Below are 24,169 nucleotides of genomic sequence, written 5' to 3' on the forward strand. Positions count from 1 at the left end.
TTATCGTACCTGCGCCATATTCGGGAAGTTTCTCTGTGCACGCTGTGGTAAACGACGAACAAGTAGCCATGCAATTAAGGCTGACAGTATTTTGTCTGCGAGATTTGCGCCTAATACGGTAATTGCAACGGATTCAAGTAAGTTATCACCAACCGCATGAAAGTAAGCAACGAAGAAATCAGCACCACTACCTGTCGTGCCAGCGAATAAATAGGTACGGATAGGGACCGCGACTATCATTAGTGCAAAGGTGATGACGACACCAGAAAGAATGACTCGTGGAAATGTGCGAAAACCACCCGCACGAGCAAGTAAGCCTGCACTAAGACCAATCATCATCGCGACCGGAGCAAAAGCCGCAGCAATAGGACCACTGAGTAATCCCCACAATAAATTGGTCAATAAACCCGTAAATAATGCGACCCAAGGCCCAGCTAAAAGCGCACAGATTAATGTGCCAATAGAATCGAGAAATATGGGCAATTTAATCATAGAGCTTATTTGCCCACCAAGCATGTTAATGGCAATAGAAAATACAATGAGTACCAAAGTACGACTGGAAATGAGAGGTGATTTTGTCATGACGATGTCAATCCTTAGTAAATAAAAACGGGAGAGCTAAGCTTGTTTAGTATTGCGGGCAGTAGGAACCAGCTCTTCATAGGTAGAGAGTTCGCAATACTCACGAGTGAAACTGATATCGTCTAATTCACCAATGATTAATTCTAGAGTCGTTCTAACTGTGCAACCTTCCATCATATGGCCACCTTGCATATGGCCGTTTTCATCAGAAATTGCCAGATGTAAATGTTCACCTTTAGGATCTAATGTACCAATGAGTGACACTATTTCATATTTACCCACTATTTCTTGAGTATCTTCACGGCCAGCAAAGCGTAGGCTTACCTGAGTTAAGCTGCCAACACATCCAGCAATAAATGCAGCCTGTAAATTATTTTGTTCAACATATTTTCGCAGTGTTGGAATAACATCTTCACCTGGGCGTAAACGAAGGGCTAGATAGCGAGCATTCGAGGTGGGAAGTAAAGGTAAACTCATTCTTATTATCCTAAAATTATTAGTGAGTTGAATATGACACGGCTTATCCATTGGTAGAAATGCTGTGAAGTAATAAGTTATAGTAATTTTATATAGATTAATCTCTATTATTGTAAGTGACAATAATAGAGATATCATTGATGAAGTGTTTTCTATTGATTATTCGATTAAAATTACACGCTATTTCTATTTATCGACACGGAGTTAGTCATAAGCAAGTTATCTACTTAATAGGTAAGGAATAAATATCGATAATGGTTATTAGTCAATTTGGCAAAATGATGTAATGTCGCTTATGAGTAACTAAAGGCGATATCTGAATAAAAATGATTAACCAAATTTTACAGACTTTAGACTTAAACTGCGATGAACCTTGAATAGCTCAAGATACATACGAGTCACTTATTTACTCATGAAGGGGGGAGGGCATGCGTTGGCAAAATCGTCGCCGTAGCGACAATATAGAAGATAGACGATCTGATGATTCATCAAATGGTTTTGGTAGATCGAGAGGCGGAATGCGTATTCCTCTACGAGGTAAAAGTGGAGTCGTGATCCTAATAGTGATTGTTGTTGCAGGTTATTATGGTATTGATCTTACAGGTCTAGTAACTGGAGAGCCCATTGGTACAACAAACCAACAACAAACTCAAAATAGACAGCTTAGCCCACAAGACGAACAACTTGCTGATTTTACCTCCGTGATGCTTGCCTCAACAGAGGATGTTTGGCAGTCAGAGTTTAATAAATTAGGTAAGAAGTATCAGCAACCGACACTGGTTATTTACCGCAACGGAACGACAACGGCTTGTGGGCAAGGTAAAGCATTTATGGGACCATTTTATTGTCCCGCAGACAGTAAAGTGTATATCGATCTCTCTTTTTATAACGATATGAAAACAAAGCTTGGTGCTGGTGGTGAATTTGCACAAGGTTATGTCGTGGCTCACGAAATTGGTCATCATGTTCAGCACTTGTTAGGTATTGAGCAACAAGTGAGAAGGCAGCAGCAAGGTATGAGTCAAAAAGATGCTAATAAGCTCTCAGTGAAATTGGAATTACAGGCTGACTGCTTTGCTGGCGTTTGGGGATACAACATGAACAAAGAAGGTATTTTAGATGACGGTGATCTTCAATCGGCATTAAATGCCGCTCAAGCTATTGGTGATGATAGATTACAGCAGCAAAGCCAAGGGCGAGTCATCCCAGATAGTTTTACACATGGAACTTCACAGCAGCGTTATTTTTGGTTTAAAAAAGGCTTTGAAACAGGCGATTTAAACAGCTGTAATACGTTTACTGCTAAAAATTAGAATTAAAGGTTAGATAATGCAATTGAGTCATAGTGTTAGCAGTGCAATACGAACGTTTAGTTATTTTATGGCAAGTGGTTCACATTATATGCTGGAAGGTATTGATTATCTCTCTCTCTATGGCGATGAACCGAGTGCTATTGAACAGGGATATGCAATATTTATCAATACATTGGAACTCGATAGTGATGGAAATGTATTAAATTTTATTCATGCACAAAAAAGGGCAACAGATTATATTCGAGCTTATTGTGATGCATCATTCAAAATCGAACCACCGTTTGAGGATTGGGAGATAGCATTGTATTAAGTGAACCATAAGATTAATAAAAATCAATTTATTGCTTACCTTATGCTAATCAAAATTTTCAAGTTTGTTAAGTAATAGTGGTTTTGATTTCTTTAGCAAATAAGCTGAGAGATTATTTGTAGAATATTTGAGTAATAGAAAGCGGTTAGGTTTGCTTCTTACGCAGTGAGCCAATAAGATGAGCCATAATTATTTTATTTTCGCTGATTGTGTAAGTAAGACAGCGTGTTGTACAGGGAATATGCTATGAGTCAAGTCGATCCGACCTTGATAATTTTACTGGTTTTAGCTGGTCTTGGAATAATTAGTCATAATATGACAGTGACTTTAGCAATGCTATTTTTGCTAGTGGTCCGAATTACGCCATTAAATAATTATTTTCCATGGGTAGAAAAATATGGATTAACGGTTGGTATTCTCATATTAACGATAGGCGTGATGGCACCTATCGCGAGTGGCAAAATTTCAGCACATGACGTATTAAGCTCATTTCTAAATTGGAAATCAATACTTGCTATTGTTATTGGTATTGCCGTTTCTTGGCTTGGAAGTCGTGGTGTTACATTAATGTCGCATCAGCCTTCAACGGTGGCAGGTCTACTTGTTGGTACTGTGATTGGAGTCGCCTTATTTCGCGGTGTGCCAGTTGGGCCACTTATCGCTGCGGGGATCTTATCATTATTGATTGGTAAATCTTAGCGAATATATGAATAATTCACTTCCTGAAATATGCGCTCAATTAAGTGATTCTGGTTATCGACGCTTATTGGTTTTATCCGGTGAAAGCCGATGGATAGAAAATAGACTTGATTATATTCAATCAGATATTTCAGGTGACTGGCTGACGTTATCGACGACACTTACGGGAGCAATACCTGCTAATAAAGCGCATTTATTATTAGGTCGAGAGTTTTTGCATGCTATTTTTGACGCAAGAGAAGGGTTTCATAGCGAAGCGTTAGCGATGCTGGCGGGCACATTAAAGGCGGGTAGTTTACTTATTTTATGCACGCCTCCCCAAAGTTTATGGGCACAACAACCCGATACTGATAGTGCACGTTGGAATGAACAGCATGGCATTATTCCGACACCAAACTTTGTGCACCACCTACAACGAATTATTCAAGCACAATCTGATGTTTTAGTTTGGCAACAAAACCATAATCCACAGTTTTCACTCATGCCTGCCCCTCCGTATTGGCAGCCTCCAACAGGGATGGCCACGGTCGCTCAACAACACGCGTTAAATCAATTATTATCCGCAAAAAAGGGTGTTTGGGGGGTAATAGCGCCACGAGGTCGTGGGAAGTCGACACTTGCGGGTATGTTAGTTAAGCAGTGGCAAGGTGAATGCTGGTGTAGCGCACCAGCTAAAGCGGCGACAGAAATTCTCGAAAGACATGTAGGTCAACCAATTACATTTTGGGCACCAGACGAATTATTACGTCATTGTAAGAATGGTGGAGAGGTTACAGCAGATTGGCTAATTATTGATGAAGCCGCTGTAATACCAACTTATATTTTACGGCAGATGATCGATTATTTTCCGCGTGTTTTATTGACGACGACAGTTGATGGCTATGAGGGAACTGGACGTGGTTTTGTTAACAAATTTTGTGCTCAACTTAATGATTTTACAGCGATTGATTTGATTGAGCCTATTCGATGGGCAGTTAACGACCCACTAGAGAATTGGCTCAATCAGGCATTGCTGCTGCAAGAACCAGAAATGGTTAACGACAATCATACATCATGGCAAGTTTTACCTGTTACTCAGCTAACATTGGTGAATGACCCGATACAGCTAAATGATTTTTATGGACTTCTCACTAGTGCTCATTATCGAACATCTCCCCTTGATTTACGCCGTTTACTCGATGCAAGCCGCCAGCAATTTATGATGGTAAAATCTGCTTCTCAGTTGATAGGAGCATTATGGATGGTTGAAGAAGGTGAATTGGATAACACACTAAGCTGGCAAATTTGGGCGGGTATTCGGCGTCCTAGAGGAAATTTAGTTGTGCAATCTCTCGCTGCTCATAGTTATTTTCCACTTGCCTCTCAGATGAAATCGCTGCGAACCATGCGTATTGCAGTTGGCGCAGCGCATCGCCGCCAGAAGGCTGGTTTACAGTTACTTGAAGCACAAAAACAGCAGGCAGCTTCACTAGAAATGGATTTTGTATCGGTAAGTTTTGGGTTAACCCCCGAGTTACTGAGATTTTGGCAAAAAGCAGGCTATAGGTTAATTCGAGTGGGGAGTCACTTAGAAGCGAGTAGCGGTTGCTACACAGGCATGGCTATTTTACCACTATCAGTACAAGCAAAACGCCTTTGTGAACGAGCAGAACAATTATTGTCACGAGATCTTTTTTGGCGTTGTGACCTAGATGAATTTAATTTAAATAGTAGCAATGAACAAAATTTAACCGATGAGGATTTGGTCGAATTAATTGGTTTTGGTTTTTATCGTCGAGCTTTAGCGTCGAGTAGCGCCTCAATCCAACGCTTTTTAGTTAAAAGTGAGGATGACTTAATATCATTGCGGTTGTATTTCCAACAGAAACTATCGCTGACAGAGATTTGCCAGCAATTGAAATTAACGGGTCATAAACAGTGGTTAAAACAAGCTAGGGGAGAAATTTGTGACATTATGCAGCGTGATCATCCAGAGCTTGCCATTAAAATAGAACAAAAAGTTAACGCTTCTTATCCTTAGGCCAGTCGTCATCCTCATCCCAAAGATGGTTGTTATCTTTATGAGGTGGTATATCAGGTTTATCATCGAGAAATTTTTTATGATCGAGTCTCATCATCTCTTTAACTGAAGTCCAGATGAGGCCAACTAAGATAAGTAGGATTACCCACCAATAATCTGCTAACCAATGCATATTCAATCTTCTTTACTTGATAATATAAGGTGACTAAAGAAGTGGAAGAAAAGTTGTCACTTTTACAGGCACATATTTAGAATCGCAATACAATGAAAATTCCGATAGGGTATGCCCCTATACGTCATTGTATCTATTTAACCATGTTTTTGCTTGAGCGAGGAGAGTCGTTTTGAATATAAAAAAAGGATTTTTAATCTTAGTCGGCTGGCTCGCTGTGGTATTAGCATTTTTAGGCGTTATATTGCCTGTTTTACCAACAACACCATTCTTATTGCTAGCAGCATGGTGCTTTTCTCGTTCATCACCACGGTTTCATTATTGGTTACTCTATCGTTCATTGTTTGGTGGATATATTCGTCACTGGCAAACTTATAAAGCACTTCCAAAAGGAATTAAACCTAAAGCCATTATTGTTATTTTAATTACTTTCTCGTTTTCCATTTGGGTAGTGGGTTTTTGGTGGTTAAAAATTGGTTTATTCGCATTATTATGTTGGTTAGTCGTTTTTATGTACCGATTACCTGTGATTGATAAATCTTTACCAAGTAAAGATGAAGTGAGATAAAACATAATAATTAAAAAGCGCCGCAATAGGCGCTTTCGTCATTAATCAGGGATTTTGATATAGCGATTAAATACATATTCAAGATTAGCGAGTAACCAATCTTTACCCAGTATTTTTTCTTCATCTAATACTGTTTTGATCACTTCCGGGGTAAGTAGTTGCTCAGCTTCATGAGAAAGTGGCCAATAGCTTATATGCCATGGCTCATAAGCAACACCTGCATCTTTAGCGCTAAATGGACGATAAAAATCATATGTGGCCATATTGTCACTTATCCATTGATTGAGCTCGCTAAAATAGCCACCTGTCTCATATTCCCAAGGTTCTAATTGCAATGATTGACCTACGGGAAGTCGAAAGGGATCATAAATATCAATTTCAGTACCCCAATGATGTCGACTCGCGCCGGGTAGCGCAGACCAATGTAAAATCGCTTCACATAGCTTGCCTTCATTCAACACGCTGATATCTAACGGCTGGTTTTGATTATCGAGAACAGCGCGTTTGCCAGCGAATTTTTCATTCCAGATTAATTGCTGACGTGAAAAATCACGAAAAGCACTGGCTGATTGCAGTTTAAAACCTGCTCTAGCAGCAGCTTGTTGCATCGCTAAAAAAGCTTTAGTGGCATTAAATTGCAAGCGATGATTTCCACCTAAAGTGACCAGATGATCGGTAGAGCGCCCTGTTAGCATTTCAATCGAAATCATAGTAGTAGCAGTTCCATGATGCGTTCATAAATTTTCGCTAGTTGTTGCAGGTCTTCAACACTGACACACTCATCCACTTTGTGAATGGTAGCGTTTAAAGGGCCTAATTCGATGACTTGCGCACCCATTTGGGCGATAAAACGGCCATCAGAAGTCCCTCCGCTGGTGGATAACTCAGCGGTTCGCCCCGTTAATTCATTGATGGCTTGTACGGTGGCATCAACTAAATTACCTTTACCAGTTAAAAAAGGTTGACCTGAAAGTTCCCACTCAATTTGATAATTAAGCTGATGGCGGGCCAACATGCTTTCGACTTGCTCGCGAATTAATGTATCCGTAACCTCGGTGCTAAACCGAAAATTAAATTGGACGAAAAACTCACCAGGAATAACATTACTAGCTCCCGTTCCTGCATGAACATTGGCAATTTGCATACTGGTTGCAGGGAAAAATTCGTTACCTTGATCCCATTGAGTGCTAACTAACTCTTGCAAAAAAGCAGTTGCGCGATGAACAGGATTATCAGCGAGGTGTGGGTAAGCGACATGCCCTTGAGTACCTAGAATAGTTAGATCAGCAGTAATCGAACCTCGGCGACCATTTTTGATGATATCACCAAGTTGAGATTGGCTAGATGGCTCACCAACTAAGCAGTAATCTAAGCGTTCATTTCGATCCATCAAGGCTTTGACGACTTTAACTGTACCATCTGTTGCCTTTGCCTCTTCATCAGAAGTGATTAAAAAAGCGAGTTTACCTTGGTGGCCAGGGTGTTTCTCAACGAAGCGTTCTGCGGCAATAATCATTGCAGCAACCGAGCCTTTCATATCGGCAGCACCACGACCATAAAGATGTTGATTGATGATAGTGGGGGTGAAAGGAGGCGTTTGCCATTTTGCGGGATCGCCCGCAGGAACGATATCAGTGTGGCCTGCAAATGCTAACGTTTTGCCGTCTGTGCCATGATGAGCCCAAAAATTAAGGGTATCGCCAAATGGCATTTTTTCAACAATAAAGCCAATTTTTTCGAGACGTTCGATTAATAAAGCCTGACAGCCTTGGTCATCAGGGCTAACCGATGGGCGAGAAATGAGTGCTTGAGCAAGTTGTATAACAGGACAATTCATCGTAATACCCTAGTTTATTTTGTAAATTTTTGATATTCATCAGAAGAAAAACCAACAAGGTAGCGGTTATCTGCTGAAACTAGAACGGGGCGCTTAATCATTGCTGGCTCAGCAAGTAGCACTTTTTTAGCGCTTGCGGCATCAACGACGGCATTTTTTTCTTCATCATTCAATTTACGCCATGTCGTTCCTCTTTTATTCACTAATACTTCCCAGCCGAGCTGTGAAATGAATGTGGATAATAGTGCATCATCAAGGCCGTCAACTCGGTAATCATGGAACTGATAACTAACATCGTTATCTTCCAAGTAGCGGCGAGCCTTTTTAATAGTGTCACAATTTTTGATGCCATACATAATGTAAGTAGAAGAGGAGATACTAGACATGAAATTTTCCTTTGATAACGGACTATTAGCCTTACATAATGCGTGAAATTTTAATCACGATCTACCCCTTGTATTGGAAAGACTCACTTAATCTGATGATTAAGATATAATCCCTCATACCTTAGATATAGGATTTTTGGTTATGTTCAGCTCATCGAGTTACAGAGTTTAGCTATGCTCAGTCGTTTATTTTTTTTCTTCGAAATCTGAATTTAATTATTTTAGGTATGTTTTAGTTTTTATTTTAATAATTTTATTTGTTATCTATATACATACTAAATTGTTTTCCATTTTGATTGAAACGGTGGCGACCATAAGATGATTTTAATATTATTTATTTTCATATGATTTTATTAAATTAAAATTGGTGATTATTTTAATTTGAATTATTTTGAGTGCATATATATCAAACTAGCTTCTAAACGAGAGCGAACGTGTAATTTTTTAAGTAGATTACGAATGTGAACTTTTACTGTTTCTTCTGAGATAAATAATAACCTAGATATTTCTTTGTTTTTTAAGCCTGTAGCCATTTCTTGTAATATTTCAAATTCTCGACGAGTTAATAAGGATAAAGGGTCTGGTGTTTGATGGCGATTAATTAAACAGGTATAGACTTTTTCACTAAATACATGATGCCCAGCTGCGGCTTTATGTATGCTATTCATTAGCATATCGAGATCACTGTTTTTAAGTAGATAGCCTTGCGCACCTGCATCGGTTGCACTGTATATATCTGTTTTTGATGAGGATAGTGAAAGAACAAGTAAATAGGTTTTAGTACAATGTTTACGCAATAAACGGATAGTTTCAAATGTTTTAGCCCCATAAATATGGGTATCGATTATGATTATATCAGGTTGTAATTCATCTGCAAAATGCAATGCTTCAGAGCAATCACAGCTTTCTGCCGTGACAACAAAGTGTTTATCTGCGCTCATGAGTTGACGTAAGCCATAACGATAAATCGGGTGTTCATCAATAATCATAACGGTGTAAGTAGGCAAATTTTAATCCTTTTATATCTATAATAATTAAATTTTATAAATTTTGATTTTAAATTAACAATAATATATTTGAAAATAAAACTCTAAATGGTCATGATGTGTTTTTTATATGTTAGTGAGTTATGATAACAACTATTATATAAAGTGATGAGTTTTGTATAATCAGCCTTTAGTTAATTTTTGTTATTTTTTAATAAATATTATAAAACGCATTTAATATAATTAAAATTATCAAAAGTAATTATGTTTGTATATATAATTGTAATTTTACTCATTATTTTCCTGCTTTTGTAGCAATATTTACGGTTAAAAATTGGTGATATGAAAATCATCGTTCTTAACGTAACTAAAAGAATTTTCTGGAAATTGCCAGTACGATCATGATTTGCGTGCTTGATGTGTTTATACTGTTACAGCTTTTACCCTACATACTTTGAAAGGACTTGATGATGGATGATAAATTAAAACAAAGTGCTCTTGATTTTCATGAGTTTCCTCATCCAGGAAAAATAACAGTAACACCGACTAAACCATTAACGACTCAACGCGATTTGGCTCTAGCTTATTCACCAGGGGTTGCGGTTCCATGTCTTGAAATTGCGGCAGATCCGCTAAAGGCTTATCGTTATACCGCAAAAGGGAATTTAGTTGGTGTAATTTCAAACGGTACTGCAGTTTTGGGATTAGGTAATATCGGCGCCTTGGCGGGAAAACCCGTTATGGAAGGGAAAGGGGTATTATTTAAGAAGTTTTCTGGGATCGATGTATTTGATATCGAAGTTGATGAAACAGACCCAGATAAACTTGTTGATATCATTGCCTCTCTTGAGCCGACATTTGGTGGCATTAACTTAGAAGATATTAAAGCACCAGAATGTTTCTATATTGAGCAAAAACTGCGCGAAAGAATGAATATTCCTGTATTCCATGATGACCAACATGGAACAGCGATTATCTGTACAGCAGCGGTGATCAATGGCCTGCGTATTGTCAAAAAAGAAATCAGTGAAGTTCGCTTAGTCGTTTCTGGGGCAGGTGCGGCTTCTATTGCATGTATGAACCTGCTAGTGGCTTTAGGCTTAAAACTTGAAAATATCACGGTATGTGACTCCAAAGGGGTTATTTATAAAGGTCGTGATGAAAAAATGGATGCGACTAAAGTTGCTTATGCGATTGAAGATAATGGTGCCAGAACACTTGCTGATGCAATTCCGAATGCCGATATTTTCCTTGGATGTTCAGGGCCTGGTGTACTGACACAAGATATGGTGATAACAATGGCGAAGGATCCTCTGATCCTCGCATTGGCTAACCCAGATCCAGAAATTCTGCCGCCACTTGCAAAAGAAGTTCGTCCAGATGCAATTATTTGTACTGGCCGTTCAGATTACCCGAACCAAGTTAATAACGTATTGTGTTTCCCATTCATTTTCCGTGGTGCATTAGATGTTGGTGCGACGACCATTAATGAAGAAATGAAGTTAGCTTGTGTGTATGCGATAGCTGATCTCGCGTTAGCAGAGCAAAGCGAAGAGGTTGCATCTGCTTACGGCAACCAAGACCTATTCTTTGGCCCGGAATACATCATTCCTAAGCCATTTGATCCACGTCTGATTGTGAAAATTGCACCTGCTGTTGCTAAAGCAGCGATGGACTCAGGGGTTGCAACTCGCCCAATTACCGATTTTGATGCATATATCGAAAAATTAAACCAGTTTGTCTACAAAACAAACTTATTTATGAAGCCAATTTTCTCACAAGCAAAAACACAGAAAAAGCGCATTGTATTGGCTGAAGGTGAAGAAGAGCGTGTTCTGCATGCTACACAAGAATTAGTTTCTTTAGGTTTGGCTTTCCCTATCTTAGTTGGTCGTCCAAGTGTCATTGAAATGCGAATTCAAAAACTCGGCTTACATATTGAGCTAGGGAAAGATTTTGAAGTGGTCAATAACGAAAATGACCCACGTTTCAAAGAATACTGGCAAGAATACTATCACATCATGAAACGCCGCGGTGTATCACAAGAAATGGCGCGTCGTGCAGTGATTGGTAATCCAACTTTAATCGGCGGTATCATGGTACTTCGTGGTGAAGCTGACGGTATGATATGTGGCTCTGTTGGTAGCTACAGTGAACATTACGATGTGGTGAAAAATCTATTTGGTTTCCGTGAAGGGGTTCACGCCGCTGGTGCTATGAATGCACTGTTACTACCTACGGGCAACACTTTCATCGCAGACACTTATGTAAATGAAGATCCAACACCTGAAGAACTGGCTGAGATCACTTTAATGGCGGCGGATACTGTGCGTCGTTTTGGTATTGAACCAAAAGTAGCACTGTTATCGCGTTCAAGCTTTGGTTCATCAGATTGCTCATCAGCACAAAAAATGCGTGATACATTAGCATTGATTAAAGCACGTGCGCCGCATCTTGAAATCGATGGTGAAATGCATGGTGATGCTGCATTAGTTGAAGCTATCCGCAAAGATGTTATGCCAGATAGCCCATTAAAAGGCTCAGCAAATTTATTGATTATGCCTAATATGGAAGCAGCACGTATCAGTTATAACTTATTGCGTGTAGCGAGTTCAGATGGCGTAACAGTAGGTCCTGTATTGATGGGAGTTGCGAAACCTGTTCATATCTTGACTCCAATTGCGTCGGTTCGCCGGATTGTGAACATGGTGGCATTGGCAGCGGTAGAAGCACAAACTCACCCACTGTAGTTTTACTTAATATTAAATGACCTCTAATTATTAATTTTAGAGGTCATTTTTAATTGAAAATAATTCTCATTATCTGTATTTTGAATGCTCTTGTATTCAATAGATGGAAAAGATAATGATATCAGTAGCATTGAAGGTAAAGTCCTCTCTCATCGCAATGGCCTTACTATTTGTTGCCGGTTGTGCACAACAAACAGAACAAAAACCGTTACAGCTAGATGAGCAGCTAACGGGTCAAGGACAAATAGTCGACCTCAACTCGGGGAAATCCATTACACCTCAGCAACTAATCGAACAATTAGCACAATCTTCACGTGTGATTGTTGGTGAGAAACATGACAATCTATATCATCATCAAATAGAGCAGTGGCTCGCACAAGAGATGCATAAAACTCGTCCACAAGGCTCTGTTCTTCTCGAAATGATCAAGCCAGACCAACAAAGTAGTGTTAATGCTACTAAAGTAGAGATGCAAGGGAATTCCTACATTCGTGATGAAAAATTACAGTCTGCACTGAAATGGCAAAAAGGTTGGCCGTGGGAGCAGTATGGCGAATTGACTAAACACTTATTAAAAGCACCTTATCCACTACTTGCAGCAAACCTTAATACAGACGAAATTAAACAAGCATATGAAACTCCACCAGTACTTAATGGGATTTATTCAACACAGCCTGTAGTTCAGGAACTTATCAGTAAAACAATTGAGAGTTCTCACGGTGGTCAATTAACATCTGAGCAAATTGCCAAGATGACGGTTATTCAACAAATGAGAGACCGCAGAATGGCGAAATCTTTATTGCAAGCACCAACACCAGCGCTACTATTTGCAGGTGGTTATCACGCAACACGCGCTATTGGCGTGCCACTGCATATACAAGATTTAGCACCTGAAGCTGAATTTAAAGTGTTAATTATTTCTGAGAAAGAGAATGCAATCGATAATCTCCACGCAGATTATGTTTGGTACACCCCTACCTCAAATTAGCTGGCTATAAAGTAACCACCCGATAATCATTAACTAGTTAATTGTAATATTTACCCTAATTATGAATGAAATAGTTTTCATTTCTATATGTAATTGATTATCATTTAGTCCTTTGGCGCGAAAAAATAAGATCAAAATGAGTACAATTACACTTGGACACTACGACAATATTAAAATGGGTGGGGCACTAATTGTTGCCATTGCATTACATTTCTTGGTTATCGTTTTTTTTCTACATAGCAATCAGGAAAATCGTTGGGATGAATTAACGCCCCCTCCATCCGTTGTGATGGAGCTTTCTATAGAAGCAGAAGCTAAGCAGATTACAGAAGTAAATATCGGCCAAGTTCAAGAGGTTTCTGTGGCAAGCAAAGCTCAAGAAGCAACACCTGAAGAATCTGAATTACCTCCTGTTCCTGTTAATGAAAAGGCTGAAGTATTAGTTACCAAAACAGAAAAGAAAAAAACACAATCTATCCCTAAAAAGGAAAAAAAGGAAAATAAGAATAAACGGGTTGAAGAAATTGAAAGTGATGATTCTAAATCAAGTACAGCTCCTGCAACCAGCGACGCAGCTGCGTTGAAAAAAACAGATAAAATTGCAGCCGAGTTTAATAGTAATTCACAAGCGGCTCTTGATGCGGAAAAACAATGGCAAGCGTTGGTACTGGGAAAACTAAATAAATTTAAACGTTACCCTGATGATGCAAGACGACGCAATCGCACAGGTATTCCTGTCATTAGATTTGAAGTCGACACTCAAGGCTATGTTATTAAAAGTTCACTTGTCAAAGAGTCAGGAACTCGCTCCCTTGACAGAGAAGCCGAAAAAGTACTTTCACGAGCACAACCACTTCCTATACCACCTGTTGAAATGATCAAAAATGGCAAGGTTATAGTGCAAATGCCAATAGATTTTTCTATTAAAAATTAATTGCTCATCGGGATAACAAAATGTCTGAACGATTAAATATGTTGCCAGTTTCTACTCGACTCGCTAAATTTTGTCTGATTGCACTTTTGGGATTAAATATAAGCCATAGTTTGGCGGAGGAACAGATGTCAGCACCTAAGGCTAAAAAACAACCATATAAAATGTCAATGCATGGAGATGTCCGTATCGATAATTACTATTGGTTAAGAGATGATAAAAGAAAATCGCCAGAAGTCATTGATTATATTGAAAAAGAAAATAAATATAGTCAACAGAAACTCATGCTCGGTGAACCACTAAAGAAACAAATTTATGACGAACTGCTCTCTCGAATGAAGCAGGATGACCAGTCGGTTCCTTATAATTACAATGGTTATACTTATCGTAGCCGAGTCGAGTCAGGTAAAAACTATCCTATTTATGAGCGTCGTCCCATAAAGAGTGAAGGTGAATGGCAGCGACTTGTTGATGGTAACCAACGTGCAGAGGGCGTGGAATTTTATCGTTTAGCGGCAATGACGGTTTCCCCTGATAATAAAACTATCGCCATTGCTGAAGATAGGGAAGGCCGTAATAATTTCGCAGTTTCTTTTCGTCAGCTTGATAGTGATCAATGGCAAAACGATCAGTTACTGAATACCTCAGGTAACATTGTTTGGGCAAATGATAGCAACACACTTTTCTACGTTAATAAAGATTTGCAAACACTATTACCTTATCAAGTTTTCCGTCACCAAGTTGGCACGCAACAGCAACAAGATGCAATGGTATATGAAGAGAAAGATGATACTTTTTATGTCAGTATCTCTAAGTCAACCTCTAAAGATTACATCTTAGTTGGGATAACTAGTACAGAAACATCCGAGTATCGTTTAATTGATGCAAATAAACCTAACGAAGCTGTTACTATTTTTCAACCTCGTAAAACAGGAGTTGAATATTATCCAGATCATTTCCGCGGCCAATTTTATGTGCGCTCTAATCATGAAAATCCATTATTTGGTTTATATCTCACTGCGAGCTCAAGGGATGATTGGAAAACGTTAATTGCTCCTCGTGATGATGTCGATTTAGAAGGATTTGACCTGTTCAGCCAATGGCTGGTATTAGAAGAACGTCAGAATGGTTTAGTTAATATTCGCCAAATTAACTGGCAAACTAAAGCAGAAAATTATGTCAGCTTTGATGATCCTGCTTATATGGCATGGGTTGATAATAATCCAGATCCTGATACTGATAAGTTGCGTTATGGCTATTCTTCAATGACAACCCCTTCTTCGGTCTACGAAATTAATATGCTGACCCAAGAAAGGCAGTTATTGAAACAACAAGAAGTCAAAGATTTCGATAAATCAAAATACCAAAGTCAGCGTGTATGGATCACTGCACAGGATGGTGTGAAAATACCTGTTTCATTAGTTTATCGTAAAGACTTATTTAAAGATGGGCAGAATCCATTGCTGGTTTATGGTTACGGTGCTTATGGTTATAGTATTGATCCTTCATTTAGTTCTTCCCGTCTATCGCTATTAGATAGGGGCTTTGTATATGCGATTGCTCATATTCGTGGTGGCGGTGAATTGGGTAAAAAATGGTATTTACAAGGTAAAACAGTCAATAAAATGAATTCATTTACTGATTTTATTGATGCTACCAAAGCACTGATTAGCCAAGGTTATGGCGAGCCAGGCCATATTTATGCCATGGGTGGAAGTGCGGGTGGGCTGTTAATGGGCGCGGTTGTGAATATGGCGCCTGAATTGTATGAAGGCGTGGTGGCTTCAGTTCCATTTGTCGATGTCGTCACAACAATGCTTGATCCATCTATTCCATTAACGACTGGTGAATATGATGAATGGGGAAATCCAGAAGACAAAGAAGCTTATTGGCGTATTAAAGCCTATAGCCCATATGATAATGTCAAAAAGCAGCAATATCCTCATATGCTAGTTACAACTGGCTTACATGACTCTCAAGTTCAATATTGGGAACCGGCAAAATGGGTTGCTAAATTACGTGATTACAAACAAGGCGATTCATTATTATTATTGGAGACGAATATGAATGCAGGTCATGGTGGTAAATCAGGTCGCTATAATGCATTGAATGATATCGCACTCGATTATAGCTTTATTTTAATGTTGGAAGATAAACATAAATATCTTCCACAATTAAAGAAATATTAATAAGGAATAACTTTAATTAACAATTTAGTTACAATTAAAGTTAAGCTGTTTTAGATAAGACAATAAGTAAACTAGGCTACCCCGATGAGCAAAGATAAATACTATCATTCGGGGTGTTTTTTTGCGTTACTATTAATAACAACTTTATCTGTATGGTTTAATCACTCCGAATAATTTGTGTTTAGTAGGCTAATGTATCTTGTAGGATATGAAGTCTATAACTGTTTTTCCATAAAAATATAAGCTGTAATCATATAAAAATATAAGAGCTATAATTTAATTTTTAAATATTAACAAGGGAAGTACGTTCTGTTTTTAGGCATGTGGGCGCATATATTTTCATCGCGTTTACAGGAATGGTTTAATGAACAAAAAATTAAAATTATTAGGGGCCGGTATATTTATTACTGGGCTTAATGGTATTGCTTTAGCTGAAGAAACACAGCAGCAAAATAATAAAGAGGTAGTTACATTTAGTAAATTAAAAGTTTCAGGAGCACAAAAACAAACACCATTAGTTAAAGCGTTAGAAAAACCGGGGGCATTTAGTGCAGTTGGAACCGAAAATAAACTGCAAGGTCTTGATAAAATTATTCGTACCATGCCGGGAACGTACACCCAAATGGATGCGAGTCAAGGTACGATAAATGTGAATATTCGTGGTTTGAGTGGCTTTGGTCGCGTTAACATGATGGTCGATGGCATTACTCAAACGTATTATGGTATCTCACCAAGTAGCTATACCCATGGTCAACAACCTAATAATGACTTCGGAGCTCTAATTGATCCTAATTTCGTGGTTGAAGTTGAAGTTGATAAAGGGCAATTAAATGGAGGTAATAGTATCAATGCCCTTGCTGGTAGTGCCAATTTTAGAACAATTGGAATTAATGATGTTATTTTCGACGATAATTTATATGGACTTCGTAGTAAAGCTCGATGGGGAGACAATGGCCTCGGCTATACAGGCATGGTGGCTGTTGCGGGCAAAACATTATTAAATGCAGATGAAGGATATTTGGGCGGGCTTATTGCTGTGAGTGGGCATAACATTCCCGGTAATTATAAAAATGGGGCAGGTTATAATAGTGATGACTTTGCAACTGATGAAACATTTAAACAAAAACCACAATCTCAATTAACCAAGCTCACATACAAACCAAATGAAACCCATGAATTAGAGTTTAGTGGGCGATTTTATCAAAACAAATTAACCAGACGTCAAATTGATAGTGAAGATTATTATATTAAATATAAATACACACCACTCAGTGAATTAATCGATACTGAATTAATCGTCAATCATGGTAAAAGTAATCAAAAATTTGAAGGTGATTCCCTTGGCTGGGCATTAAGGCAAGGTCAATCTAAAAATATTGCAGATGGTATGGCACTTTCAAATACAAGTCGTTTTTCATACGGGCAAACAGACTATGAGTGGAAAGTGGGCTCGAAATTAATGAAAAATAAATACGAGCGAGAAGTCGGCTCTGTTATTGACCAAAATACGATAACGTATAATCCATTTTCACCAAGTGGTACGTTAGATTTGGCCAGCTTATATACACAATTTAATGCAAAATATGATATTTATTCAGCTACATTTGATTTGAATTATATGCATTATCAACTCAAAGGGTTTAAGCCTGCTTGTGACTATGACGTAAAATGTTTCCCCCAAGGCGATGCAAATATCAATCTGCGTGAAGGCGGATTTAATCCCGGAGTATTGCTTTCTGCTGAAATTATTCCTGAATTCCAACCTTTCGTAAGTTACGCTCACTCAATGCGAGCACCAAATTCACAAGAAGTGTTCTATTCGCAAAATGGGGGCAATTCAATGAACCCTTTCCTAAAAGGCGAAAAATCAAAAACTTGGCAGATTGGATTCAATACTTTTAGACCGGATCTTGTTGTGACTGGCGACCAATTTAATCTAAAAGCATTGTGGTTCCATACCAAAATCAAAGATTATATTACCAGCAAACCCTATTTATTATGCCGTCCCAAAACAGAAGCTGAATTTATTTGGTGTTTGATGAATGATGATGTTTGGGATCAGGAATCTCCGGCATCAATCCAAAAAAGTTATATCTACGTCAATGATCCGCGTGATGTGAATTTACGTGGTTATGAATTACAAGCTAACTATGATGCTGGTGTATTTTATTCAACGCTCTCTTACACCAAGGAGACGGGTAATCAACCCAATTCGATTGCTCGGATGGCTGATTTTAGTGCAGGTGATTTTACCGAATTACCTGATTATTATTTGACATTAGACTCAGGTATACGCTTACTAGATGAGACATTAACACTAGGCACAACCATTACAGTCACAGGGCCTGCAAAACGAATTGGCGTTGAATCAATCGTCGATAACAACGGTGATGCGCTTAAAGATAAATATGAGAAACAGCCAACAATCATTGATTTATATGCTGATTATGAAATCAACAAAAATTTCACCTTGATGATGAGTGTGAACAATGTGACTAATCGAAACTATTCTGATGCATTAAATCGTTCTAATTCGACAGCCATTATGGAGGAGCGCGGTAAAAATAATGCGACAGCGAGAGGAAGAGCATACATGATTGGTGGTGTGGTTCGGTTTTAGCTGAATTGAGATAAGTAAAACAAGATCAGTAGCGCATTAACCTTGCGTTACTGATTTTTTATTTGCTGATAACCAAAATTATTTGTGGTGAAACACGCAATAATAGATTTCGACTTTTAAATTTAATAGTATCAAGTAGCTTTGATGGAGCAAGTTTAATGCCACTGTCTCTGAATCTGGATTATGACTTCGTTGATGCTCTAGGAGTACGTTTGGCTTTGGTTTTAGTAATATCAGTGATTTCACTCTCTACCCAGCCATCATTCAGTCGAGTTTTTAATTTTTGGCCTAATTTAACTTGTGAGGTTTTTTTCAACACGATGCCATCGGAGGTTTCGCTAATGCTAAAACCTCGAGCCAGTGTTGCAAGAGGACTTACAGTCTCCATTTTCGAACAAGCAACGGCAAAACGTTGTCGATAACTATTTAGTAAACCGGACATCATATTTTGCAAATGATACTGTGTTTGCTGTAATGACCGCTGTTGCTTCTGTAATTGAGGACGTAGGTCTTGTTGAGTTAAACGACGTTGTAGCTGTTCGTGGCGCATTTCGGCAATTTGAAGCCGCCTTGCCATGGCTTGATTGAGCTTCTGATTTAGTAAACTTAATTGATGTTGTTGTCTTGCTAAGCGCAGTTGCGGATGCTGTTGTTGTAAGCGATGTTGTAAACGGCTAAAACGTTGCTGCTGGCCAGCAAGATAATAATCCATCGCCATTTCGAGATGTTGTTGGCCAGATTGTAATTGACGTATTAACTCAAGTTGATTTCGGCTGACTAATTCTGCGGCAGCTGAGGGGGTTGGTGCTCGGACATCCGCGACAAAATCGGCAATTGTAACGTCTGTTTCATGGCCAACAGCACTGACGATAGGTAAACGGCTATTAAAAATGGCTCTAGCGACGATTTCTTCGTTGAACGCCCACAGATCTTCTAGGGACCCTCCACCACGCCCAACAATGAGGACATCACACTCATTTCTGTTGTTTGCTAATGCAATGGCACGTGCAATTTGAGCAGGAGCAAGATCACCTTGAACAGCGGTTGGATAAATGACAACGGGAAGTGAAGGATCACGGCGGCGTAAAATATGAAGAATATCATGCAATGCAGCGCCCGTCGCTGATGTGATTACCCCGATACGTTTAGCAGGAGAGGGTAAAGGTTGCTTATGCATTGCATCGAATAAACCTTCAGTACTTAAAGCCTGTTTTAATAGTTCAAAACGCTGTTGTAAAAGACCTTCCCCCGCGGGTTGCATACTCTCGATAATGATTTGATAGTCACCACGAGGTTCATACAAAGTCACTGTAGCACGGACTAAAACTTGCTGCCCATTTTGTGGGCGAAAGGTTACCCGAGCATTTTGTCCTCGAAACATAGCAGCACGAACCTGAGCTTTGTCATCTTTCAAGGTGAGGTACCAATGACCAGAACTAGGTTGCGAAAAATTCGATATTTCGGCGGTCAGCCAAATCCTACCCATCTGGCGGTCTAGAAGTTCACGAACCGCTTGATTGAGTTTACTGACAGAATAAATTCCACTATTTTCTTGAGTTGACATGTGAGCTAGATCAAATTTTAAAACAATGACTTAATTGATTGATACTAACCTAGTCAGAGGAGTTATCAAGTTTTTTTTGAAAAAAGGACTAGAGGCAATCGGTTTCGGTGTGTATAATGCCGCGGCAATATTTTATACCTTTCCATACACGCTGCCAGGTGGGATATTGCCTATGTTACGCATTAAAAAAGAAGCACTAACTTTCGACGACGTATTACTCGTTCCTGCACATTCAACCGTACTACCAAACACGGCTGAGCTGTCTACTCAACTTACTGCAACTATCCGCCTAAACATTCCTATGCTCTCTGCAGCAATGGACACTGTCACTGAATCTGACCTTGCGATTGCACTTGCTAAAGAAGGTGGGCTCGGCTTCATCCACAAAAACATGTCTATTGAACGCCAAGCTGATGAAGTTCGTCGCGTGAAAAAACATGAAAGTGGAGTTGTAACAGATCCTGTTACAGTGACTCCTGATACCAGTATTCGCGAAATTCAAGAAATGGCTGAACGTAACGGCTTCGCGGGTTACCCAGTTGTGACTGCTGATAATTCATTGGTGGGAATTATTACGGGACGCGACGTTCGCTTTGTTACCGATCTTGATCAGCCTGTCACTGCGGTAATGACGCCTAAAGAGCGTTTAGTCACAGTGAAAGAGGGCGAAGCGCGTGAAGTGGTTTTACAAAAAATGCATGAAAAGCGTGTCGAAAAAGCATTGGTTGTTGATGATAACTTCCATTTGCTAGGTATGATCACCGTAAAAGATTTCCAAAAAGCAGAACGTAAACCAAACGCCTGTAAAGACGACCAAGGCCGTCTACGTGTTGGTGCTGCTGTCGGTGCTGGCGCAGGCAACGAAGAGCGTGTCGATGCTCTGGTAGCTGCTGGTGTCGATGTATTACTGATTGACTCATCTCATGGTCATTCCGAAGGTGTATTACAACGTATTCGTGAAACTCGCCAAAAATACCCAGACTTACAAATCATTGGTGGTAACGTCGCGACAGCAGAAGGTGCTAAAGCCTTAGCTGATGCAGGTGTTAGTGCTGTTAAAGTCGGTATTGGCCCAGGTTCTATTTGTACAACGCGTATCGTAACAGGTGTTGGTGTACCTCAGATTACTGCGATTGCTGATGCAGTCGAAGCATTAGAAGGTACGGGTATCCCTGTTATTGCTGATGGCGGTATCCGTTTCTCTGGCGATATTTCAAAAGCTATTGCTGCGGGCGCTGCTTGCGTCATGGTTGGTTCCATGTTTGCAGGCACAGAAGAATCTCCGGGTGAAACTATTCTGTTCCAAGGCCGTACTTACAAAGCTTATCGCGGTATGGGCTCACTGGGTGCAATGTCTAAAGGTTCTTCTGACCGTTATTTCCAAACTGATAATGCTGCAGATAAACTGGTTCCGGAAGGAATTGAAGGTCGAGTGGCTTATAAAGGTCACCTGAAAGATATTATTCATCAACAAATGGGTGGTCTGCGTTCCTGTATGGGACTGACTGGCTGTGGTACTATCGACGCACTTCGTACTAAGGCAGAATTTGTCCGTATTAGTGGTGCTGGTATCCAAGAAAGCCATGTGCATGACGTTACCATCACGAAAGAATCCCCTAACTACCGTCTGGGGCAATAATATAGGCCGTAAATGATTCAAGCGGTGTGTAAGCTAATGGCTGCGCTAACTCGGGAACAGCGATAACGATATGCCCCGGGTTGTAGGTGTAGGTTACATGCACTGCCAGCGGCAACTTGATGTATGACGGTTATAATGATTCAGGGTGGCTTCGTGTTTAATATCGGGGTCACTGATTTTCTATTTTGACTTGAATTTCTGGAATTCGCCTCAAATGACAACAAATATACATAAGCATCGTATTCTTATTCTTGATTTCGGCTCACAGTATTCACAGCTTATTGCTCGTCGTATTCGTGAAATTGGTGTGTACTGTGAACTCTGGGCGTGGGACGTTTCAGAAGAGCAAATTCGTGGATTCAATCCAAACGGCATCATTCTTTCTGGTGGCCCAGAAAGTACAACGGTAAATGATAGTCCACGTGCACCAGACTACGTATTCACAGCAGGCGTACCTGTTTTAGGTATCTGCTATGGTATGCAAACTATGTCTATGCAACTTGGTGGCGCTGTTGAAGTCTCCGGTGAGCGTGAATTTGGCTATGCTAAAGTTGAAGTGACTGAGCAATCTGAGCTGTTCCGTGATATTCAAGATTCACTGAATGAAAATGGCACGCCAGTTCTTGATGTTTGGATGAGCCATGGTGATAAAGTTACTGCAATTCCTGCTGATTTCAAAACTATTGCTAGCACGCCGAGCTGCCCATTTGCCATCATGGCGAATGAAGAGAAAAAATTCTACGGTGTACAATTTCACCCGGAAGTGACCCATACTTACCAAGGTCTTAATATTCTTAAACGTTTTGTTCAGGAGATCTGCCAGTGTGAAGCGCTGTGGACTCCAGCTGCTATCATTGATGACACCGTTGAACGTTTGAAAGAACAGATTGGTGATGATCATGTTATCTTAGCACTTTCTGGTGGTGTTGATTCATCTGTCACCGCATTGCTATTAAACCGCGCGATTGGCAAACGTTTAACTTGCGTGTTTGTTGATAACGGTTTGTTGCGTTTGAATGAAGCAGATCAAGTCATGGAAATGTTTGAAGGCAAATTTGACCTCAATATTATCCATGTGAAAGCTGAAGATCGTTTCCTAAATGCACTGTCTGGCATTGCTGATCCAGAAGCTAAACGTAAAGCGATCGGTCACGTTTTCATTGATGTATTTGACGAAGAAGCGTCTAAGCAAAGCCAAGTGAAATGGTTAGCGCAAGGGACTATCTATCCAGATATTATTGAGTCTGCCGCATCTGCAACGGGTAAAGCTCACGTCATCAAGTCTCACCATAACGTCGGTGGATTACCGGATGACATGAAACTGGGTCTTGTTGAGCCGTTGAAAGAGCTATTCAAAGACGAAGTGCGTAAGATTGGTCTTGAGCTTGGCCTGCCATATGACATGCTGTACCGTCACCCATTCCCGGGTCCAGGTCTAGGTGTACGCGTATTAGGTGAAGTGAAGAAAGAGTATTGTGATCTTCTGCGTCGTGCAGATGCTATCTTTATTGAAGAGCTGCATAAAGCAGATCTGTACAACAAAGTTAGCCAAGCCTTCACCGTATTCTTACCTGTTCGTTCAGTTGGCGTAATGGGCGATGGTCGTAAGTATGACTGGGTTGTTTCCTTGCGTGCTGTTGAAACTATCGACTTTATGACCGCACACTGGGCGCACTTGCCATATGATTTCTTAGGCCGCGTTTCAAACCGTATTATCAATGAGGTCAATGGCATTTCTCGCGTGGTCTATGACATCAGCGGCAAGCCACCGGCAACCATTGAGTGGGAATAAAATAGCATCAGTTGATAACAATCGTTAGTTGTCGATAATCCCAAAGGCATCAGTAACTTACTGGTGCCTTTTTGTTTTTTACAGCGGTTAACAGTTGATAGTAGCCGATAATTTTGACGGTATTATTGACGGTATTGAAAATAAAATGGACTATATGAGTGAACCAATACCGTCAGCAAAATAATAAAAATGACGGTATCACACAAAGGAATACCGACGTGTTAACCGATAAAAAATTAAAGAGCTTAAAGCCTGAAAGTAAGCTTTATAAGCTGTCTGATCGTGATGGTTTGTATGTTTCAGTATAAAAATAGCTTTAATATCAAGTGGATGTGATTAGTTGATT

21 protein-coding genes are annotated in these 24,169 nt (G+C 39.7%); 13 read left to right on the top strand and 8 right to left on the bottom strand.

Translation table 11 applies throughout. The features are described from left to right. A complete protein-coding gene (locus OOA_RS04470) occupies nt 1-582 on the bottom strand; it encodes a hypothetical protein (RefSeq protein ID WP_008910937.1) in 582 nt (193 codons plus the stop codon). Between the two features lie 36 nt (nt 583-618). Then, complete coding sequence (locus OOA_RS04475; RefSeq protein WP_008910938.1) at nt 619-1,059, bottom strand: PPC domain-containing DNA-binding protein; 441 nt, start codon at nt 1,057-1,059, stop codon at nt 619-621. 428 nt (nt 1,060-1,487) lie between these two features. Here OOA_RS04475 and ypfJ point away from each other — a divergent pair, with 428 nt between their 5' ends. The 4 genes from ypfJ (at nt 1,488) to OOA_RS04495 (ending at nt 5,401) form a co-directional block, all read left to right on the top strand. Further along, nucleotides 1,488-2,372, top strand: a complete 885-nt coding sequence (ypfJ, locus tag OOA_RS04480; RefSeq protein WP_008910939.1) for a KPN_02809 family neutral zinc metallopeptidase — start codon at nt 1,488-1,490, stop codon at nt 2,370-2,372. Between the two features lie 16 nt (nt 2,373-2,388). Further along, on the top strand, nt 2,389-2,682 hold the full coding sequence (locus OOA_RS04485) for a DUF7677 family protein (protein ID WP_008910940.1): 294 nt from the start codon (nt 2,389-2,391) through the stop codon (nt 2,680-2,682). Nucleotides 2,683-2,928: 246 nt separating this feature from the next. Further along, complete coding sequence (locus tag OOA_RS04490; protein WP_008910941.1) at nt 2,929-3,381, top strand: DUF441 domain-containing protein; 453 nt, start codon at nt 2,929-2,931, stop codon at nt 3,379-3,381. Nucleotides 3,382-3,388: 7 nt separating this feature from the next. Then, a complete protein-coding gene (locus OOA_RS04495; RefSeq protein ID WP_008910942.1) occupies nt 3,389-5,401 on the top strand; it encodes a tRNA(Met) cytidine acetyltransferase TmcA in 2,013 nt (670 codons plus the stop codon). Here OOA_RS04495 and OOA_RS04500 read toward each other — a convergent pair. Beyond that, nucleotides 5,382-5,573: a YpfN family protein gene (locus OOA_RS04500; protein WP_008910943.1), complete on the bottom strand. Its 192-nt coding sequence runs from the start codon at nt 5,571-5,573 to the stop codon at nt 5,382-5,384. The two genes, OOA_RS04495 and OOA_RS04500, sit on opposite strands and share 20 nt — an antisense overlap. Before the next feature lie 178 nt (nt 5,574-5,751). Here OOA_RS04500 and OOA_RS04505 point away from each other — a divergent pair, with 178 nt between their 5' ends. After that, on the top strand, nt 5,752-6,141 hold the full coding sequence (locus OOA_RS04505) for a DUF454 family protein (protein ID WP_040691104.1): 390 nt from the start codon (nt 5,752-5,754) through the stop codon (nt 6,139-6,141). Between the two features lie 41 nt (nt 6,142-6,182). On the opposite strand, the gene OOA_RS04510 is transcribed toward OOA_RS04505, so the two are convergent. The 4 genes from OOA_RS04510 to OOA_RS04525 all read right to left on the bottom strand — a co-directional run bounded on the left by OOA_RS04510 (nt 6,183) and on the right by OOA_RS04525 (nt 9,371). Then, on the bottom strand, nt 6,183-6,851 hold the full coding sequence (locus tag OOA_RS04510; RefSeq protein WP_008910945.1) for a M15 family metallopeptidase: 669 nt from the start codon (nt 6,849-6,851) through the stop codon (nt 6,183-6,185). After that, nucleotides 6,848-7,978 carry a succinyl-diaminopimelate desuccinylase gene (dapE, locus tag OOA_RS04515; protein ID WP_008910946.1) on the bottom strand — a complete coding sequence of 377 codons (1,131 nt, stop codon included), beginning with the start codon at nt 7,976-7,978 and terminating at the stop codon, nt 6,848-6,850. The genes OOA_RS04510 and dapE overlap by 4 nt, the downstream gene beginning before the upstream one ends. Nucleotides 7,979-7,992: 14 nt before the next feature. Then, nucleotides 7,993-8,364, bottom strand: coding sequence for an ArsC family reductase (locus OOA_RS04520; protein ID WP_008910947.1), 372 nt, complete (start codon nt 8,362-8,364; stop codon nt 7,993-7,995). A 386-nt stretch (nt 8,365-8,750) separates the two neighbouring features. After that, the gene (locus tag OOA_RS04525; protein ID WP_008910948.1) at nt 8,751-9,371 is read right to left on the bottom strand and encodes a LuxR C-terminal-related transcriptional regulator; all 621 of its coding nucleotides are present in this window, start codon (nt 9,369-9,371) and stop codon (nt 8,751-8,753) included. A 449-nt stretch (nt 9,372-9,820) separates the two neighbouring features. Between OOA_RS04525 and maeB the strand changes: the two genes are divergently transcribed. From maeB to OOA_RS04550, 5 genes are all read left to right on the top strand, one after another. Beyond that, a complete protein-coding gene (gene maeB / locus OOA_RS04530) occupies nt 9,821-12,100 on the top strand; it encodes an NADP-dependent oxaloacetate-decarboxylating malate dehydrogenase (RefSeq protein ID WP_008910949.1) in 2,280 nt (759 codons plus the stop codon). A 115-nt stretch (nt 12,101-12,215) separates the two neighbouring features. Beyond that, nucleotides 12,216-13,088 carry a ChaN family lipoprotein gene (locus tag OOA_RS04535; protein WP_008910950.1) on the top strand — a complete coding sequence of 291 codons (873 nt, stop codon included), beginning with the start codon at nt 12,216-12,218 and terminating at the stop codon, nt 13,086-13,088. A 136-nt stretch (nt 13,089-13,224) separates the two neighbouring features. Next, nucleotides 13,225-14,022 (top strand): energy transducer TonB, encoded by a 798-nt coding sequence (locus OOA_RS04540; protein WP_008910951.1) that lies wholly within the window; start codon nt 13,225-13,227, stop codon nt 14,020-14,022. Between the two features lie 20 nt (nt 14,023-14,042). Further along, nucleotides 14,043-16,208: a S9 family peptidase gene (locus OOA_RS04545; protein ID WP_008910952.1), complete on the top strand. Its 2,166-nt coding sequence runs from the start codon at nt 14,043-14,045 to the stop codon at nt 16,206-16,208. A 364-nt stretch (nt 16,209-16,572) separates the two neighbouring features. Beyond that, nucleotides 16,573-18,828 carry a TonB-dependent receptor domain-containing protein gene (locus OOA_RS04550; protein ID WP_008910953.1) on the top strand — a complete coding sequence of 752 codons (2,256 nt, stop codon included), beginning with the start codon at nt 16,573-16,575 and terminating at the stop codon, nt 18,826-18,828. A gap of 181 nt (nt 18,829-19,009) precedes the next feature. On the opposite strand, the gene xseA is transcribed toward OOA_RS04550, so the two are convergent. After that, nucleotides 19,010-20,392, bottom strand: a complete 1,383-nt coding sequence (xseA, locus tag OOA_RS04555) for an exodeoxyribonuclease VII large subunit (RefSeq protein WP_008910954.1) — start codon at nt 20,390-20,392, stop codon at nt 19,010-19,012. Nucleotides 20,393-20,564: 172 nt separating this feature from the next. Here xseA and guaB point away from each other — a divergent pair, with 172 nt between their 5' ends. The 3 genes from guaB (at nt 20,565) to OOA_RS20980 (ending at nt 24,131) form a co-directional block, all read left to right on the top strand. Beyond that, the gene (gene guaB, locus OOA_RS04560) at nt 20,565-22,031 is read left to right on the top strand and encodes an IMP dehydrogenase (protein WP_008910955.1); all 1,467 of its coding nucleotides are present in this window, start codon (nt 20,565-20,567) and stop codon (nt 22,029-22,031) included. Between the two features lie 214 nt (nt 22,032-22,245). Then, nucleotides 22,246-23,823 carry a glutamine-hydrolyzing GMP synthase gene (guaA, locus tag OOA_RS04565; RefSeq protein WP_008910956.1) on the top strand — a complete coding sequence of 526 codons (1,578 nt, stop codon included), beginning with the start codon at nt 22,246-22,248 and terminating at the stop codon, nt 23,821-23,823. Nucleotides 23,824-23,981: 158 nt separating this feature from the next. Further along, a complete protein-coding gene (locus OOA_RS20980; RefSeq protein WP_008910957.1) occupies nt 23,982-24,131 on the top strand; it encodes an Arm DNA-binding domain-containing protein in 150 nt (49 codons plus the stop codon). Nucleotides 24,132-24,169 lie beyond the last annotated feature (38 nt).

It is taken from the genome of Providencia burhodogranariea DSM 19968, from assembly GCF_000314855.2.
In the GTDB taxonomy this organism is placed as follows: domain Bacteria; phylum Pseudomonadota; class Gammaproteobacteria; order Enterobacterales; family Enterobacteriaceae; genus Providencia; species Providencia burhodogranariea.

What these genes read in the sequence shown, in the direction of transcription:
- OOA_RS04470 (WP_008910937.1), bottom strand. Translation starts at nt 582, where the DNA reads ATGACAAAATCACCTCTCATTTCCAGTCGTACTTTGGTACTCATTGTA.
- OOA_RS04475 (WP_008910938.1), bottom strand. Translation starts at nt 1,059, where the DNA reads ATGAGTTTACCTTTACTTCCCACCTCGAATGCTCGCTATCTAGCCCTT.
- ypfJ (WP_008910939.1), top strand. Translation starts at nt 1,488, where the DNA reads ATGCGTTGGCAAAATCGTCGCCGTAGCGACAATATAGAAGATAGACGA.
- OOA_RS04485 (WP_008910940.1), top strand. Translation starts at nt 2,389, where the DNA reads ATGCAATTGAGTCATAGTGTTAGCAGTGCAATACGAACGTTTAGTTAT.
- OOA_RS04490 (WP_008910941.1), top strand. Translation starts at nt 2,929, where the DNA reads ATGAGTCAAGTCGATCCGACCTTGATAATTTTACTGGTTTTAGCTGGT.
- OOA_RS04495 (WP_008910942.1), top strand. Translation starts at nt 3,389, where the DNA reads ATGAATAATTCACTTCCTGAAATATGCGCTCAATTAAGTGATTCTGGT.
- OOA_RS04500 (WP_008910943.1), bottom strand. Translation starts at nt 5,573, where the DNA reads ATGCATTGGTTAGCAGATTATTGGTGGGTAATCCTACTTATCTTAGTT.
- OOA_RS04510 (WP_008910945.1), bottom strand. Translation starts at nt 6,851, where the DNA reads ATGATTTCGATTGAAATGCTAACAGGGCGCTCTACCGATCATCTGGTC.
- dapE (WP_008910946.1), bottom strand. Translation starts at nt 7,978, where the DNA reads ATGAATTGTCCTGTTATACAACTTGCTCAAGCACTCATTTCTCGCCCA.
- OOA_RS04520 (WP_008910947.1), bottom strand. Translation starts at nt 8,364, where the DNA reads ATGTCTAGTATCTCCTCTTCTACTTACATTATGTATGGCATCAAAAAT.
- maeB (WP_008910949.1), top strand. Translation starts at nt 9,821, where the DNA reads ATGGATGATAAATTAAAACAAAGTGCTCTTGATTTTCATGAGTTTCCT.
- OOA_RS04535 (WP_008910950.1), top strand. Translation starts at nt 12,216, where the DNA reads ATGATATCAGTAGCATTGAAGGTAAAGTCCTCTCTCATCGCAATGGCC.
- OOA_RS04540 (WP_008910951.1), top strand. Translation starts at nt 13,225, where the DNA reads ATGAGTACAATTACACTTGGACACTACGACAATATTAAAATGGGTGGG.
- OOA_RS04545 (WP_008910952.1), top strand. Translation starts at nt 14,043, where the DNA reads ATGTCTGAACGATTAAATATGTTGCCAGTTTCTACTCGACTCGCTAAA.
- OOA_RS04550 (WP_008910953.1), top strand. Translation starts at nt 16,573, where the DNA reads ATGAACAAAAAATTAAAATTATTAGGGGCCGGTATATTTATTACTGGG.
- xseA (WP_008910954.1), bottom strand. Translation starts at nt 20,392, where the DNA reads ATGTCAACTCAAGAAAATAGTGGAATTTATTCTGTCAGTAAACTCAAT.
- guaB (WP_008910955.1), top strand. Translation starts at nt 20,565, where the DNA reads ATGTTACGCATTAAAAAAGAAGCACTAACTTTCGACGACGTATTACTC.
- guaA (WP_008910956.1), top strand. Translation starts at nt 22,246, where the DNA reads ATGACAACAAATATACATAAGCATCGTATTCTTATTCTTGATTTCGGC.